Below are 15,043 nucleotides of genomic sequence, written 5' to 3'. Positions count from 1 at the left end.
CCGCCCTCGGGGGAGCCGATCGCCCAGGGCACGCCGACGTCGTCGGGGCCGGGGGTGAGGGTGTTGTTCTTCCCCTTGCGGAAGGTGGTGCCGATGGGGTGGATCGGCGGCAGGTAGACCACGTCGAAGCCCATCGCCGCGATCGCCGGCAGCCGCCGCGCGGCGGTACGGAACGTGCCGTGCGGTTCCTCCTCGGTGCCCTCCGAGCGCGGGAAGAACTCGTACCACGACCCGTACAGCGCCCGCTCCCGCTCCACCAGCAACGGCATCGGATCACTGCTGGTGACGAACTCCCGCAGCGGATGGCGGGCCAGCACCCGGTCCACCTCCGGTGCCGTCGCCGCCGCCAGGCGCTGTGCCGGGGACAGGGACTCGTCGCGCAGGGCCGCCGCCGCGGCCAGCACCACGCCGCGCCCCTGCTCCTTCGGGATCCCGGCGGCGGCCCGCTCGTACAGCGCGGCGCCCTCCTCCAGGACCAGCCCCTGGTCGATGCCGGCCGGAACCTTGATGCCGGCGGTCCGGCGCCAGGTGGTCACCGGGTCGCCCCACGCCTCCACCCGGTACGTCCAGTGGCCCACGGTGTCCGCGCTGACCTCGGCACCCCAGCGGTCCGTGCCGGGGGCCAGCTCCCGCATCGGTGTCCACGGCCCGGGGCGGCCCTCGGGGTCCTTCAGTACGACGTTGGCGGCCACCGCGTCGTGCCCCTCACGGAACACGGTGGCGGTGACCTCGAACGTCTCTCCCACGACCGCTTTGGCCGGCCGTCGGCCGCACTCCACGGCCGGCCGTACGTCCCGTACCGGGATCCGGCCGACCGCCCGGGTCGTCTTCATGGGTCTTCACCTCCGCCGTGCTCGCTGCCGGGCGGGTGCCCGGCCAGGGGACCGAACCAAGGCGGGAAGGCCGTCACCTTCCCGCCGGAAAACGTCGCTCCGCCGTGGGCGGAGTGCGCCGGACCGCTCCGGCCCGGCGGGGCCGCTCCTTCTGCTCCCGCGGAGGGGACTCCCGCGGACGCTCCTGCAGACGGGGGAGGGGCTCCTGGAGCACCGGGGACTCCCGCAACGCGGGCCGGGAGTCCCGCAGATAGGTGACGACGTTCGTCCGCAGGTACCGCTCGGCGGCGTCGGCCGCCTCCCGCGCGCACCGCTTCCCCATCAGCACGCACAGGGTGTAACCCGAGTCCTCGAAGGTGGCCCGCACCGTGTGGTCGGCCGGCGCCGCGAGCATGACGCGTTCCCAGGCCCGGTAACGCCGCAGCTGCCGGGCGACTTCGGCTTTGGCGGGGAGCAGCATGGCGCCGTCCACCTTTCGGGGGTGAGTTCTTCACACATGGTGCACGCGCGATGACGCACCGTCTTGTTGGATCTTCAACCACCATGCGCTCCTATGTGTGCTCGCATGTCTCAGGTGTGCGCTCGTGTTGCACGAACGGACTAGCACCCTCAGGCTGAGGGTGACTCAGAAGCGATCAGTGCTCACGTTCCGTGTTCGGGGCTCGTTTCCGCAGGAGTGCGGAGCGAGAAGGAGCGGGAGCCTCGCGGTGAGGAGCCAACCGATGAAGACCGCAGTGCCCTGCTACTACCACCTCGATGTGGAAGTCAGCCCGGAACGGGTGGGACAGGTCAGCCGCATTCTGGCCGCTCACCTGAGGTACTGGGACCTGGACAACCTGGTCCAGCCCGTCTGCGGCGGCGCCGAGATGCTGCTGCACGCCATCGACGAGCACGCCACCGACAAGAACACCTCCATCGAGATGTGGTGGAACGGCCAGCACCTCATCACCGCCATCGGCGACAACGACCGCGCCCTGCGCCCCGACCAGGAACTGCGCGCCTGCCTGGAGCACCTGGCCGCGATGAGCGACGGCTGGGGCTGCTGCGCCACCGAGACCGGCAGCAAGGTCATCTGGTTCTCGCAGCGCGCCCGTGCGGGCGAACGCGTCCCGCTGGTGCCCACCGCACCGGCTCCGCAGCTCAGCGAGGGCCTGGAGGTGCCCCGCGAGGTGGCGGTCGCCCAGCTGGCGGGCGCGGCCGGGACGCCGGACGAGGTCCTGGAGGAGGCCCGGTGACCCGGCGGTACGAGACCCGGGCAGGGGTGTCCGCGTGGAGCGGGCACCCCTACCCGCTGGGTGCGGCCCACGACGGCCACGGCACCAACTTCGCGCTCTTCAGCGAGGTCGCCGAACGCGTCGAGCTCGTCCTGGTGGACGACGACGGCAGCCACACCCTGGTGCCGCTGACCGAGGTCGACGGCTTCGTGTGGCACGGCTACCTGTCCGGCGTGGGCCCCGGCCAGCGTTACGGCTACCGGGTGCACGGCCCCTGGGCGCCGTCGCTGGGCCACCGCTGCAACCCGGCCAAGCTGCTGCTCGACCCGTACGCCCGGGCGGTGGACGGGCAGATCGACAACCACCCGTCCCTGTACGAGCGGAACCCGGACGGCCCCGACCCGGCCGACAGCGCCGGGCACACGATGCTCGGCGTGGTCACCGACCCGGCCTTCGACTGGGGCGACGACCGCCGCCCCGGCCGGCCGTACGCCGACACGGTGATCTACGAGGCCCACGTCAAGGGCCTGACCCGCACCCACCCCGACGTCCCCGAGGAACTGCGCGGCACCTACGCCGGGCTCGCCCACCCCGCGGTCGTCGAGCACCTGACCAGGCTGGGCGTCACCGCCGTGGAGCTCATGCCGGTGCACCAGTTCGTCCAGGACGGGGTGCTGCAGGACCGCGGCCTGTCGAACTACTGGGGCTACAACACGATCGGCTTCTTCGCGCCCCACAACGGCTACGCCGCCCACGGCAGTCGCGGCCAGCAGGTCGCCGAGTTCAAGCAGATGGTGAAGACCCTGCACGAGGCGGGACTGGAAGTGATCCTCGACGTGGTCTACAACCACACCGCCGAGGGCAACCACATGGGACCCACGCTGTCCTTCCGCGGCATCGACAACTCCTCGTACTACCGCCTGGTGGACGGCGACTGGGAGCACTACTACGACACCACCGGCACCGGCAACAGCCTGCTGATGCGCCACCCCTACGTACTGCAGCTGATCATGGACTCGCTGCGGTACTGGGTCACCGAGATGCACGTCGACGGCTTCCGCTTCGACCTGGCGGCCACCCTGGCGCGGCAGTTCCACGAGGTGGACCGGCTGTCGGCGTTCTTCGACCTCATCCAGCAGGACCCGGTGATCAGCCGCGTCAAGCTGATCGCCGAACCCTGGGACGTGGGCGAGGGCGGCTACCAGGTGGGCAACTTCCCGCCGCTGTGGTCGGAGTGGAACGGCCTGTACCGGGACGCCGTACGGGACTTCTGGCGCGGCGAGGACCACACCCTCGGCGAGTTCGCCTCCCGGCTCACCGGCTCCTCGGACCTGTACCAGCCCAGCCGTCGCCGCCCCCGCGCCAGCGTCAACTTCGTGACGGCGCACGACGGTTTCACCCTGCGCGACCTGGTCTCCTACAACGACAAGCACAACGAGGCCAACGGCGAGGACAACCGGGACGGCGAGTCGGCCAACCGCTCCTGGAACTGCGGCGCCGAGGGCGACACCCGCGATCCGGCCGTCCTGGAGCTGCGCGCCCGCCAGCAGCGCAACTTCCTCGCCACCTTGATGCTGTCCCAGGGCATCCCGATGCTCTGCCACGGCGACGAACTGGGCCGCACCCAGCGCGGCAACAACAACGCCTACTGCCAGGACAACGAGATCTCCTGGATCGACTGGCGGCTCACCGACGAGCAGCGCGCCCTGCTGGACTTCACCCGGTACGTCATCCAGCTGCGCCGGGCCCACCCGGTGCTGCGCCGGCGCCGCTTCTTCCGCGGCGAGACGGTGCGCAACGCCGACCAGCCGCTGCCCGACCTGGTGTGGCTGGCGCCCGACGCCCAGGAGATGGGCGACGACGACTGGCAGCGGGGCGACGCCCACTGCGTCGGCGTCTTCCTCAACGGGGACGCCATCGCCGAACCCGACCCGCGCGGGCGGCGCGTGGTGGACGACTCCTTCCTCCTGCTCCTCAACAGCCACTGGGAGCCCGTGGAGTTCCGTCTGCCGGACCGCACCTACGGCGAGCGCTGGACCGCCCTGATCGACACCGCCGACCCGGAGGCCACCCCCGACGAGGCGGAACACAAGGCGGGCACCCGCCTGACCGTGGAGCCACGCAGCCTGGTCCTGCTGTGCCGCCCGAGCCGCACGCCCCGCTGAGCGGGCCCGGACTCCCTGGGCCGCGGCGCCCTGCCAGGTCCCGGGGGCGGTCGCCCTCGACACCGGGCGCCGAGCCTTGGGAGCCTGGGGCTCGCCGTCCGGTCGGCGGCCGTCGGGCCGCCACGGACGCAGCCTCCGGTCACCGAGTCCGCCTCGACGTGTCAGGCCCGGGGGCGGTCGCCCTCGGGGCAGGGCAGGCAGAGGCGCGGGCGGGCGGGTCGGGAACCTCCGATGCGGCGGCCCGCGCCGCCCAGGGGCGCGTGGTGGGGTGACGGACACGCGCCGAGGCGGTCCGACGTGTCTGACCCGGGGCGGCCGTAGTCGGGGCAGGGCAGTGCCACGGGCCGCACGCGCCTCACAGCCCGCTCGGCCGCTGCTGGGCCACCACGGTCGCGGCCGGCCCTCAGGCCGGGCGCCGAGCCCGAGCCCGGGCCGGGTCAGCCGCGGCGGCGGGCCGTCACCGTGAACTGGGCGCCGTCCGGGTCGCGCAGGACCGCCTCGTCGCTGCCCTTGGACAACACGCTGCCGCCGTGCAGTTCCGCGGCCCGGGCGCACGCGGAGACGTCCGGCACGGTGAAGTGGACCTGCCAGTGCGGCCGGATCGTGGGATCGGGGGCCGCCTCCAGCGCGCCCGACTCGATCCTGGCGACCACGTCCCCGCGGCTGCGCAGCACCACCTCACCGCCCTCGTACTGCACCTCGCAGCAGCCGGGACGCTCCGACGCCCAGTCGAGGACCTCGCCGTAGAAGATCGCGGCGTCGAACGCGTCACGGGTGTGCAGTGTGATGAAGACCGGCTGCGCGTGCCGCCAGGTCTCCCAGTCGGTGAAGAGCTCGCCCTCCCAGATGCCGAAGGTCGCCCCGTCCCGGTCGGCCAGCAGGGCCGCGCGGCCGGGCGGCAGGGAGATCGGCCCGACCGCGACCGTGCCCATGCGCTCCTGCACCCGCGCCGCCGCCTCGTCCGCGCTGGGCACGGCGAAGTACGGCGTCCACGCCACCGCCATCTGGTACATCGTCGCCACCGCGGCGATCCCGGCCACCGGCGAGCCGTCCGCCAGCGCGATCCGGAACCGGTCGCCGAGCCGCGCCGGGCGCCACTGCCAGCCCAGCACGGCCCCGTAGAACTCCTCGGTCGCCTGCACGTCCCGGCTGGTCAGCGTCACCCAGCAGGGCGCTCCGAACACGGAGTGCGTGGACATCTTGGCGGCTGCGGGGGAGGGCATGTCGTCTTCCATGGTGTCGCGTCCTGATCTCGTCGGCCGGCGGCCCACCGGAGGGATGACACCAGTGTCCGACCGGAACCGCCCGGGGCGCCTGCCGAGTACCCCCGCGGCGCCGCCGAAACGGTGGCGCTCCCGCGCGTCCGCCGCCCGGCCCGGTGGCAGCGGACGGCACGCGCGAGGACGATGGATGGGTCGGACCACGGCGCACCGGACCCGGAGGTCACCATGCCCACGGACGGCGGCTCGGAACGGATCCTCCAACTTCAGGAAGAGGTCCAGCAGCTGAAGGAGGCGGTCGTCTCCCACGCCGTCGTGGACCAGGCGATCGGCATGATCGTCGCCCTCGGCCGGGTCTCCCCGGACGAGGGGTGGGCGGTGCTGAGGCAGATCTCCCAGCACACGAACGTCAAACTGCGCAACGTCGCGGAGATGATCCTGATCTGGGGCCGCACCGGCGCCATGGCCCCGGAGATCCGGGCGGAACTGGAAGACGCTCTCGACCGGTTCGGCCCCACACAGATCCCCGGCGCGCCGCCGGAGCGGTGAACCGCCCGGCGGCGCCGGTCGCCGGACCCGGAACCCACCGGGCCGGCCTCAGCGAACCTCCGCCATCAGCTCCTCACGCAGATGGGCGAAGCAGCTGCTGAGCAGCCGGGAGACGTGCATCTGCGAGATGCCGAGCTGTTCGGCGATGCGGCTTTGCGTCATACCCCGGAAGAACCGCAGGTAGAGGATGACCCGCTCGCGCTCCGGGAGTGCCTCCAGGCAGGGCTTGACGGCCACCCGGTTGACGACGGTGTCGAAGGCCGGGTCCGGCCCGCCGATCGCGTCGCCGAGGGCGTAGCCGTCCGTCCCGGGCATCTCCGCCTCCAGCGACAGCGCGGAGAAGCACTCCAGCGCCTCCATGCCGGTCCGCACCTCGGTCTCGCTCAGATGCGCGTGCTCGGCGATCTCGGCGACCGTCGGAGGACGGCCCGGCGTGGTCTGCGACAGCTCCTTGGCCGCCTGCCGCACCCGGTTGCGCAGGTCCTGGACCCGGCGGGGGACGTGCAGCGTCCACATGTGGTCACGGAAGTGGCGCTTGATCTCGCCGGTGACCGTCGGCACGGCGTACGCCTCGAAGGCGTTGCCGCGCGCCGGGTCGTAGTGGTCGACGGCCTTGACCAGGCCCAGGGCCGCCACCTGGTACAGGTCCTCGAGGGCCTCCCCGCGCCCCCGGAAGCGGACGGCGATCCGCTCGGCCATCGGAAGCCAGGCCTCGACCAGTTCGTCCCGCAGCGCCTTGCGCTCGGGCCCTTCGGGCAGCCGTACGAGTCGTTCGAACGCCTCGGCGGTGTCCGGGGCGTCGTCGTGCGGGTGGGGGTGCGGTTTGGTGCTGCCGGCGATACGCATGATGCGCACCTCCCTGAGCAGGTGCCGAGTGGACAAGACACCGTGGGAAACGCCGGGCTCGGACCTGGCGGACGACGCCGGGGCCGGAAACGGGCCGGTTCCCACGGACGTGCCTCCTGTCCGAAGCACTGTGGTGCCCTTTCCCGGGCACCTAGGTACCGAAACAAATCGGCTTATATCCACGTCAATCGTACCCGGGTGATTCCCAGATGTTCTCTTGACCGGCCGTTGGGCCTGTTAGCTCTGTTACAGAGATAACCTCGGCCGCATGGAGCCGGAGAACATCCCGGAGGAGCCGGGGAAGCCGGAGGAGCCGGAGGAGCTGGCCGACGCGCTCGTCGCGGTGCAGCGGCTGATCCGCCGGCGTCTGCGCCACGAGATGCCCGACCCGCCGCTGCGCGGGGCCGAGGTGGAGCTGCTGCGGCTGGTCGTGGCGCGACCCGGCATCGGCGTCTCGCGGGCCGCCCGGGAGCTGCGCCTGGCGGGCAACTCGGTGTCGACGCTGGTCAACCAGCTGGCCCGGGCCGGATACCTGGTCCGGGAGACGAACCCGGCCGACCGCAGGGCCGCCCGTCTGCTGCCCACTCCGGCGGCTGGGACACGGCTGGCGGAGTGGCGCGCCCGCCGTGCCGCCCTCGTACGGCGCCAGGTGGCCCGGCTCGACGCGGCGGACCGGCAGGCGCTGTACGCGGCCCTGCCCGCCCTGCGCAAGCTCGCCGACACCCTGCACGAGGAGGCCGAGGAACCATGACGCGGGACACCGCCCCCGACCACGCCGTCGCCTGCACCGGGCTCGTCCACTGCTTCGGCGCGGCCAGGGCCGTCGACGGGCTCGACCTCACCGTCCACCAGGGCGAGGTCTTCGGGCTGCTCGGCCCCAACGGCGCCGGCAAGACCACCGCCATCCGCTGCATCACCACGCTGCTGCCGGTACCGGCCGGCACGGTCCGCGTCTTCGGCCACGACGCCGCCCGGGACCGCATGGCCGTACGGCGTCTGCTCGGGTACGTCCCGCAGCAGCTGTCCGCCGACGCCTCCCTCACCGGCCGCGAGAACGTCGCCCTGTTCGCCCGGGTCTTCGACGTGCCCCGCCGGGAGCGCGCCGCGCGCGTCGGCCAGGCCCTGGCCGCGGTCGGCCTGGCGGACGCCGCCGACCGGCCGGCGGGCACGTACTCCGGCGGCATGGTCCGCCGGCTCGAACTCGCCCAGGCGCTGGTCAGCGCGCCCCGGCTGCTGATCCTCGACGAACCCACGATCGGCCTGGACCCGATCGCCCGCACGGGGGTGTGGGAGCACATCGACGCCGTCCGGGCCGTCACCGGCATGACCGTGCTGGTCACCACGCACTACATGGACGAGGCCGACCGGTACTGCGACCGGGTCGCCCTGATGCACCGGGGCCGGATCCGGGCCCTCGGCACCCCGGCGGAGCTCAGGAAGGGCCTCGCCGAACGCCGGGGCGGCGGCCCGCTGCCGACCCTGGAGGACGTCTTCCGCGACGTGGCCGGCAGCGGCCTCGACGACGAGACAGGAGATTTCCGCGATGTCCGAAGCACCCGCCGCACCGCACGCCGTCTCGGGTGACGACATCGGCCTGCTGGTACGGCCGCCCCAGGCCCGCGCCGGCTGGCGGCTGCTGCCCGCCCGCGTCGGCGCGATGTGCGCCGTCGAACTGCAGAAGCTGCGCCACGACCGCACCGAGCTGTACACCCGTGCCGTCCAGCCCGCCCTCTGGCTGCTGATCTTCGGTCAGACCTTCACCCGCATCCGGGCGATCCCCACCGGCGGCATCCCCTACGTGGACTACCTGGCACCCGGCATCATCGCCCAGTCCGCGATGTTCATCGCCATCTTCTACGGCATCATGATCATCTGGGAGCGCGACGCCGGCGTCCTCAGCAAACTGCTGGTCACCCCGACCCCGCGGTCGGCGCTGATCACCGGCAAGGCGTTCGCCGCCGGGGTGAAGTCGCTCGTCCAGGCCGCCGTCGTCCTCGTCATCGCCGCCCTGCTGGGCGTGGCGCTGACCTGGAACCCGCTCAAGCTGCTCGGCGTCGCCGTGATCGTGGTCCTCGGTTCGGCCTTCTTCTCGTGCCTGTCGATGACCATCGCCGGCATCGTCCTCAGCCGCGACCGGCTGATGGGCATCGGGCAGGCGATCACGATGCCGCTGTTCTTCGGCTCCAACGCCCTGTACCCGGTGTCGGTCATGCCCGGCTGGCTCCAGGCGGTCAGCGAGGCCAACCCGCTCAGCTACGAGGTGGACGCCCTGCGCGGCCTCCTCCTGGGCACCCCCCACCACCTGACGGCCGACTTTCTGGTCCTGCTCGTGGCCGCCGCGCTCGGCATCACCGCGGCCTCCGCGCTGCTGGGCCGGCTGGCCCGTTGATCTTGGTGCTGCGACGTGATGTACCGCACGCCGCAGCAAGCGCTTTCAGCGCGTGTCGGCGAGTTCTCGCTGCGCACGGCTTGATCAGCGATCAAAAGGGGTGAACTACCTGGCCACAGCGCATTCCGCTCATTTGACAGTGCCCTGAGCACACAGATAGGAAGCAGCTTCCAGAGGTCGAGAGGTGCACTGTGTACGAGCCGAACGTGGTCGGGGACTGGCAGGAGTACGACGAGCATGCCGGTCTGCGGGTCCGCGTCCACCGTCTGGAACTCGCCGAGCCGCCGCGGGGACGTGACGACGCGGCAGAGGGCCTGACGTACTTCAGCCTCCGCGTGACGGTCGAGAACCGCGGCAGCCGCCACTACGGCATCCACCTCGAGGACGGCCAGGTCGACGTGCGGATCGGCCCCGACGGGGAGAGCGCCTTCCTGGACTGGCGCAACTCGCAGTTCATCGAGGGCTTCGACGTCTACCCGCTGCGGCGGGTCACCGCCGTGCTGTACGCCGCGGGCCCGGAGGCGTCCCTGAGCCACGTGGACGTCCAGGTGCAGCTGCGGGTCGAGGAGGAGTGGACCGGCCGGCGGCTGTGGGCGGGCGGCATCGGGGTCCAGGAGGGCACCGCCGGGGCGCAGCCGGGGGCGGCGCGGGAGAGCCTCGCCCAGCAGGTGAGCGTCTTTCTGCGGGACCAGGCGGAGGAAGGCACCGCCTGACTCCGCGAGATGCGCGCCGGGGGCGGTCAGTGGGGGATGCCGTCGATGATCTCGCGGGCGCCCTGCCGCAGCAGCGCCACGGCGACCGAGGTGCCGAGCGTGGCCGGGTCCAGCCGGCCCGCCCACTCGTGGGCGTTCAGGCGGGTCTTGCCGTCCGGGGTGAACACACAGGCCCGCAGGGACAGTTCGCCGCCGCGGTCCACGCGCGCGTACCCGGCGATCGGGCTGTTGCAGTGCCCCTGCAGCACGTGCAGGAACATGCGTTCCGCGGTGGCCTCCCGGTGGGTGTCGGGGTCGCCGAGGTCGCTGACGGCGTCGATGAGGTCGGTGTCGTCCTCGCGGCACTGCAGGGCGAGGATGCCCGCGCCGATGGGCGGCATCATCGCCTCGGGGGAGAGCACCTCGCTGATCACGTCCCGGCGGCCGATGCGCTCCAGGCCGGAGACGGCGAGCAGCAGCGCGTCCGCCTCACCGGCGGCGAGCTTCTCCAGGCGCCGGTTGGCGTTGCCGCGGAACGGCACGCACTCCAGGTGCGGATGGGTGGCGGCCAGTTGCGCGACCCGGCGCACCGAGGAGGTGCCGATGCGGGTGCCCTCGGGCAGTTCGTCGAGGGTGAGCCCGCCCGGGTGGACGAGGGCGTCGCGGATGTCGTCCCGCTTCAGGAACGCGGCGAACACCGTACCGGCCGGGAGCGGACGGTCGGCGGGCACGTCCTTGACGCAGTGCACCGCGAGATCGGCCTCGCCGGCGAGCAGCGCGGCGTCCACCTCCTTGGTGAACGCGCCCTTGCCCTCGACCTTCGACAGGTCGCCCAGCCACTTGTCCCCGGTGGTCTTCACGGGAACGACCTCGGTGCGCACACCGGGGTGGAGGGCGGCCAACTCGGCCCGGACGCGCTCCACTTGGGCAAGCGCCATCGGCGAGTCGCGGGAGACGATGCGGATCAGTTCGGGGACGGACATGCCGACACGATAGACCCTCCGCAAGGGGCCCCGTGCCGAACCGGCCCCCGCAAGGCCGCCGTCGGGCCGTTCGTGACGCGTTCCTCAGGGGGCTTCTCCTTCGGCCGTGCCGGCCCCGCACCCCAAGTGGCCCTCGATCCACGGCGGGTACGAGGACGTGGTCGCCGTCGGGGTGCGGGGCCGGCGCGGCGAGGCCGAGCGCCCCGCATGTCCGCGCAGTGGGGGACGCCGCTCAGCCGAGCGGTTCGCTCAGCTCCACCGCGCGCTGGGCCGCGGCCAGGGCCCGCTCGTCGCCGGCGTCGAGGGCGGTGTCGGTGAACTTGATGACGTGCTCGTCGCCGTGTGCCAGGGCCCGCTCCAGCACCTCGCCGGCCGTCAGGCGGGCGGGCGGGGCGTAGGCGACCGGTGCGGCGGGGGCGTACATCGCGGTGACCGCCGCGGTGGCCGTCCACGCCGCGTGCAGGCTCGGCACCCACAGCGCGCGGGGCAGGGAGTCCAGCGTGCGCAGCACGGCGTTGGGGGCGGTGGCCGCGTGCACCAGCATGGTCGGCTCGCCGTGGCCGTGGGACGCGTAGCGGTGGGTCGCGGCCCGGACCAGCTCGGCGAGGCGTTCCCGGGCCGTGCCCGGGTCGGTCACCTCGTCCGCCCAGCGGGGCAGGTGCCGCAGGGCGGCCAGCCGGTCGGGGAATCCGCCCCGCGGGTCGGGCAGCGGCACGACGGCGTCCAGGGAGGCCGCCGCGCTCGGCGCGCCGGGCAGCGGGGCGATGCCGGACACGGGGCGGTGCCGGGCCGCCCAGTAGCCCAGCCCGTGCGCGAGTTCGGTCAGCCGGGGCTCGTTCTCCTCCCGCTCCAGGGCGCGTACGGCGTGGCCGACCCGGATGACCGGATGGGTGGAGCCGCCGTACATCCCGGGCAGCAGACGCGGCCACCAGGTGGCCAGGACCTCGCGCCACGGGCGGTCGGACAGCGCCCGGGTGAAGTAGGCGATCCAGTCCGCCGCCCGGCGCGGATCGCCCAGCGCCTGCGGCCAGTCGGCGTCCGTCACGGGCGCCACGGGGGACGGGAAGTCCTCCAGCTTGTGCCGGTACCGGTCCAGCCAGCGGTGCACCGCCCCGGCCTGACCCCGCGCGGCGAGCGCCTCGACGACCATGGGCGCGTGGTTGGTGAGCCGGCCGAGCCGCTCCGGTCCGGAGGAGTGCAGCCGTTCCAGTGCCTCTTCGAGCGTTCCGTTCGTGTCGTGCCTGTCCATGAGGGGGACGTTAGGCGGGACGGCCGCCGCAGCGGATCGGCCTCGCGACGGGAACGGGCCCCGGCCGCAGACCTAGGTCGGCCCGGTGCGGACGACGGCCTGGTCTCCCCGTGGACCGAACAGGTGCAGGATCTCCACGGCGTTGTCGTCCGCCGGGCCGAACCAGTGGGGCTCGGCGGTGTCGAACTCGGCCACTTCGCCGGGCCGCAGCGTGAGGTCCTGCGCTCCGAGGGCCGGGCGCAGCCGGCCGGCGAGGACGTGGAGCCACGCGTAGCCCTCGTGACGCTCCCGCGCCCCTTGTGCAGGGGCCGCAGGTGCTCCCGGGGGTCGCCGCTGGCCGGCGCAGCCGTGGCCCGATGCCGTCGAGGATCTGTTCCAGCTCCGCGTCCCTGGATTGCGTGTTCACGGGCTCGGTTTTGCAGTGTCCGCAAAATTCCTGGGCTTCGGACGGTGCCCGGGCTGAGTCTTGCCGGGCACTGTTCCCCGACCTCAGAGGTAGACCGTGACCGCGACGACACTCCCTGCCCGACCCGCGCTGAGCGCGCGCAGACGCTGGACGGTCGTGGCCGTCTGCTGCCTGAGCATGTTCCTGGTGGGCCTGGACACCACCATCGTCAATGTGGGCCTGCCGGCCATCGGGCGCGGCCTGGGGGCCGACACGCGCCGTCTCGAATGGATCGTGGACGCCTACACCCTGGTCCTCGCCAGTCTGCTGATCTCCTCCGGCGCGCTGGCGGACCGCTTCGGACGCCGCCGGGTGTTCCAGTGCGGGCTGGCCACGTTCGGCGCGGCATCCCTGGTCTGCGCGCTCGCCCCGTCGGCGGGCGTACTCATCGCGGCCCGCGCGCTGCAGGGCATCGGCGCCTCGATGCTCAGCCCCGTGGCGCTCGCGATCGTGGTGAACGCGATGCCCGACCCTAAGGAGCGGGCTCAGGCGATCGGCATCTGGGCGTCCGTGTTCGGACTGAGCATGGCCGCCGGCCCCCTCACGGGCGGCGCGCTGCTCGCAGGGCTCGACTGGCGGGCGCTGTTCTGGGTCAACACACCCGTCATCGCTGCCGCTTTGCTGCTCAGCGCGGTGTTCGTGCCGGAGTCCCGGGCACCGCGGGCCCGGCGGCTCGACCTGCCCGGCCAGGCGCTGCTGACCGTGGTCCTCGCCCTCGTGGTCGGCGTCCTGATCGAAGGGCCGCGCATCGGCTGGACGTCGCCCGCGGCGTCGGCGGGGTACGCGGCTGCCGCCGTGGCGACCGGCGCATTCGTGTGGGTGGAGTCCCGCCGGCGGGAGCCGCTGATGGACCTGCGGCTCTTCGCGAGCCCGGTCTTCAGCGGTGCCGTCGTCGGTGCGGTGGCGGTCTTCGTCGCCCTGAACGCGGCCCTGTTGCTGAACACCCTCTACCTGCAGCACACCCGGCAATGGACGCCGCTGGCCGTCGGCGTGGCCACCCTTCCGCTGGCCGTGGGGGCGACCGTCTGCGCGCCCTGGTCCGGGCGCATGGTCGGCCGCGCGGGCCCGCGGCTGCCGCTGCTCCTCGCCGGCGGTTTCCTCATGGCCGGCGGGCTGTGCCTGGTCCGCCTCACCCCGCACACGAGCGTGGTCCTGCTGCTGGCCGCCTACGCGCTCATCGGCATCGGGTTCGGCTTCGCCAACGCCCCGATCACCAACACCGCCGTCAACGGCCTGCCACCCGCCCGGGCCGGCGTGGCCGGGGCGGTCACCTCCACCGCACGGCAACTCGGCTCCGCCCTCGGCGTGGCCCTCGCCGGCGGCCTGGTCACGGCCACCGGCCCGACGGGGTTCGCACACGCGTCCCGCCCGGGCTGGCTCCTGGTCGCCGCCTGTGGCGTCCTGCTCCTCCTCGTCGCCCACCTGTCGCGGCCGGGAACGGCCACCCCGAATCCCGCCTCGCCACACGTGCGGTGAGCCGTGAGACGCACCGCCGTTGGCCGCGCAGGGGTTCGAGCAGCCTGCGTCCCGCGGCGGGAGCCCGCGCGACTCACGCGTTCGGGTCGAAGGGGATGCCGGACGGCTTGGCCGCCGCCAGGTGGGAGGCGAAACTCCCGTCCTTCAGGCCGAAGTGGGCGCTGCCGAAGTCGTACGCGCCGAGCTTGTCGCGCAGTCCGGGCGGATAGCCGTTCCAGCCCACCAACGGCGGGTACTGCCAGGTGCCCTTGTGGTTCTCCGGCGGCTCGTCGCGCGCGCCCGCCAGGCGGAAGCAGTGCGTGCCGATGCCGTCCTTGTGGTAGACGACCTTCGGGTGCGTGCCGTCGAAGCGGACCGCGGAGCGCGCGTGCACGGCGAACGAGCCGTGCTGGGACGTCGAGACGTACTGGACGGTGTCGTCGCGCACCCACACCACCACGTGCTCCCAGTCGTGCCGGTGCCCGCCGAGGCTGCTGCCCGGGAGGGCCTGGTCCTTCTCGAAGTACAGGGCGTACATGACGGCGCACCAGCCGTTGTTGCACGTGGCCCGCGCGTAGCTGTTGGTGTGGTCGAGGTCGAAGGCGTCGCGGCAGCCGCCGTTGAGGGCGCCGGTCGGCTTCAGGCCGCCGTTGACGGTGCCGTCCGTTCCGATGGCGGGCGTGGGGTAGCAGCCGTCGGTGTCGTAGTCGTAAGCGGGTTGGTAGGTCCGCTCCAGCGCGTCGGCGTCGGCGGGCAGGGCCGGGGGCGGGGCGGCGAACGCGGTGGCGGGGAAGGCGATGACCAGGGCGGCGGCACCGGCCAGGCCGGTGAGCCATCGTCTGCGGTGGGTTCGGGGTGTCGGGGACGGCACTGCGTCCTCCTCTGGGTCCGGGCGCAGCCCAACGGCTGGGGGGAACAGGGGAGTTCAGCATCCCGATTGGACGCGTCCATGCCAAGAGGGCGGTGGTGTCGTCTCCGTGGTGACAGGCACTCGGCGGTGGCC

At 72.9% G+C, this 15,043-nt stretch carries 15 protein-coding genes and 1 pseudogene; 8 read left to right on the top strand and 8 right to left on the bottom strand.

Annotated elements, in window-relative coordinates; all coding sequences use genetic code 11:
* Positions 1-833, bottom strand: an 833-nt coding sequence (locus AB0K80_RS32645; protein ID WP_365675957.1) for a maltotransferase domain-containing protein, incomplete at its 3' end; no start/stop codon positions are given.
* Between the two features lie 73 nt (positions 834-906).
* Positions 907-1,293 (bottom strand): DUF5133 domain-containing protein, encoded by a 387-nt coding sequence (locus tag AB0K80_RS32640; RefSeq protein WP_365675955.1) that lies wholly within the window; start codon positions 1,291-1,293, stop codon positions 907-909.
* Positions 1,294-1,555: 262 nt separating this feature from the next.
* On the opposite strand from AB0K80_RS32640, the gene AB0K80_RS32635 reads away from it, so the two are divergent.
* Positions 1,556-2,068, top strand: coding sequence for a pep a2 (locus tag AB0K80_RS32635; RefSeq protein ID WP_365675953.1), 513 nt, complete (start codon positions 1,556-1,558; stop codon positions 2,066-2,068).
* A complete protein-coding gene (gene glgX / locus AB0K80_RS32630; RefSeq protein ID WP_365675951.1) occupies positions 2,065-4,212 on the top strand; it encodes a glycogen debranching protein GlgX in 2,148 nt (715 codons plus the stop codon). Before AB0K80_RS32635 ends, glgX begins: the two co-directional genes overlap by 4 nt.
* A 437-nt stretch (positions 4,213-4,649) precedes the next feature.
* Here glgX and AB0K80_RS32625 read toward each other — a convergent pair whose 3' ends face one another.
* Positions 4,650-5,447: a VOC family protein gene (locus AB0K80_RS32625; RefSeq protein WP_365675949.1), complete on the bottom strand. Its 798-nt coding sequence runs from the start codon at positions 5,445-5,447 to the stop codon at positions 4,650-4,652.
* A gap of 213 nt (positions 5,448-5,660) precedes the next feature.
* Here AB0K80_RS32625 and AB0K80_RS32620 point away from each other — a divergent pair, with 213 nt between their 5' ends.
* A complete protein-coding gene (locus AB0K80_RS32620; protein WP_365675948.1) occupies positions 5,661-5,981 on the top strand; it encodes an ANTAR domain-containing protein in 321 nt (106 codons plus the stop codon).
* A 48-nt stretch (positions 5,982-6,029) separates the two neighbouring features.
* Here the strand turns inward: AB0K80_RS32620 and AB0K80_RS32615 are convergent, their stop codons facing one another.
* Complete coding sequence (locus AB0K80_RS32615; protein WP_365675946.1) at positions 6,030-6,827, bottom strand: RNA polymerase sigma factor SigF; 798 nt, start codon at positions 6,825-6,827, stop codon at positions 6,030-6,032.
* Positions 6,828-7,095: 268 nt separating this feature from the next.
* Between AB0K80_RS32615 and AB0K80_RS32610 the strand changes: the two genes are divergently transcribed.
* From AB0K80_RS32610 to AB0K80_RS32595, 4 genes are all read left to right on the top strand, one after another.
* Positions 7,096-7,578, top strand: coding sequence for a MarR family winged helix-turn-helix transcriptional regulator (locus tag AB0K80_RS32610; protein WP_365675944.1), 483 nt, complete (start codon positions 7,096-7,098; stop codon positions 7,576-7,578).
* Positions 7,575-8,411 (top strand): ATP-binding cassette domain-containing protein, encoded by an 837-nt coding sequence (locus AB0K80_RS32605; protein ID WP_365675943.1) that lies wholly within the window; start codon positions 7,575-7,577, stop codon positions 8,409-8,411. The genes AB0K80_RS32610 and AB0K80_RS32605 overlap by 4 nt, the downstream gene beginning before the upstream one ends.
* On the top strand, positions 8,371-9,216 hold the full coding sequence (locus AB0K80_RS32600; protein WP_365675941.1) for an ABC transporter permease: 846 nt from the start codon (positions 8,371-8,373) through the stop codon (positions 9,214-9,216). The genes AB0K80_RS32605 and AB0K80_RS32600 overlap by 41 nt, the downstream gene beginning before the upstream one ends.
* 191 nt (positions 9,217-9,407) lie before the next feature.
* Complete coding sequence (locus AB0K80_RS32595; protein ID WP_365675939.1) at positions 9,408-9,929, top strand: hypothetical protein; 522 nt, start codon at positions 9,408-9,410, stop codon at positions 9,927-9,929.
* A gap of 26 nt (positions 9,930-9,955) precedes the next feature.
* Here AB0K80_RS32595 and hemC read toward each other — a convergent pair whose 3' ends face one another.
* From hemC to AB0K80_RS32580, 3 genes and pseudogenes are all read right to left on the bottom strand, one after another.
* Positions 9,956-10,891: a hydroxymethylbilane synthase gene (hemC, locus tag AB0K80_RS32590; protein ID WP_365675937.1), complete on the bottom strand. Its 936-nt coding sequence runs from the start codon at positions 10,889-10,891 to the stop codon at positions 9,956-9,958.
* Between the two features lie 232 nt (positions 10,892-11,123).
* Positions 11,124-12,140: a questin oxidase family protein gene (locus tag AB0K80_RS32585; RefSeq protein WP_365675935.1), complete on the bottom strand. Its 1,017-nt coding sequence runs from the start codon at positions 12,138-12,140 to the stop codon at positions 11,124-11,126.
* Positions 12,141-12,212: 72 nt separating this feature from the next.
* Positions 12,213-12,487: pseudogene (locus AB0K80_RS32580) on the bottom strand (cupin domain-containing protein); the annotation flags it as partial.
* 155 nt (positions 12,488-12,642) lie between these two features.
* Here AB0K80_RS32580 and AB0K80_RS32575 point away from each other — a divergent pair.
* A complete protein-coding gene (locus AB0K80_RS32575; RefSeq protein WP_365675933.1) occupies positions 12,643-14,061 on the top strand; it encodes an MFS transporter in 1,419 nt (472 codons plus the stop codon).
* 73 nt (positions 14,062-14,134) lie between these two features.
* Here the strand turns inward: AB0K80_RS32575 and AB0K80_RS32570 are convergent, their stop codons facing one another.
* Positions 14,135-14,911, bottom strand: coding sequence for an NPP1 family protein (locus AB0K80_RS32570; protein ID WP_365675931.1), 777 nt, complete (start codon positions 14,909-14,911; stop codon positions 14,135-14,137).
* Between the last annotated feature and the right edge of the window lie 132 nt (positions 14,912-15,043).

The organism is Streptomyces sp. NPDC052682 (genome assembly GCF_040678435.1).
Taxonomy (GTDB): domain Bacteria; phylum Actinomycetota; class Actinomycetes; order Streptomycetales; family Streptomycetaceae; genus Streptomyces.
Note: the sequence above shows the minus strand (reverse complement) of the source record. Positions and strands in the feature narration are given on the sequence as shown.

Coding starts and splice junctions, on each gene's coding strand:
- AB0K80_RS32640 (WP_365675955.1), bottom strand. CDS start 1,293: ATGCTGCTCCCCGCCAAAGCCGAAGTCGCCCGGCAGCTGCGGCGTTAC.
- AB0K80_RS32635 (WP_365675953.1), top strand. CDS start 1,556: ATGAAGACCGCAGTGCCCTGCTACTACCACCTCGATGTGGAAGTCAGC.
- AB0K80_RS32625 (WP_365675949.1), bottom strand. CDS start 5,447: ATGGAAGACGACATGCCCTCCCCCGCAGCCGCCAAGATGTCCACGCAC.
- AB0K80_RS32620 (WP_365675948.1), top strand. CDS start 5,661: ATGCCCACGGACGGCGGCTCGGAACGGATCCTCCAACTTCAGGAAGAG.
- AB0K80_RS32615 (WP_365675946.1), bottom strand. CDS start 6,827: ATGCGTATCGCCGGCAGCACCAAACCGCACCCCCACCCGCACGACGAC.
- AB0K80_RS32610 (WP_365675944.1), top strand. CDS start 7,096: ATGGAGCCGGAGAACATCCCGGAGGAGCCGGGGAAGCCGGAGGAGCCG.
- AB0K80_RS32605 (WP_365675943.1), top strand. CDS start 7,575: ATGACGCGGGACACCGCCCCCGACCACGCCGTCGCCTGCACCGGGCTC.
- AB0K80_RS32600 (WP_365675941.1), top strand. CDS start 8,371: ATGTCCGAAGCACCCGCCGCACCGCACGCCGTCTCGGGTGACGACATC.
- hemC (WP_365675937.1), bottom strand. CDS start 10,891: ATGTCCGTCCCCGAACTGATCCGCATCGTCTCCCGCGACTCGCCGATG.
- AB0K80_RS32585 (WP_365675935.1), bottom strand. CDS start 12,140: ATGGACAGGCACGACACGAACGGAACGCTCGAAGAGGCACTGGAACGG.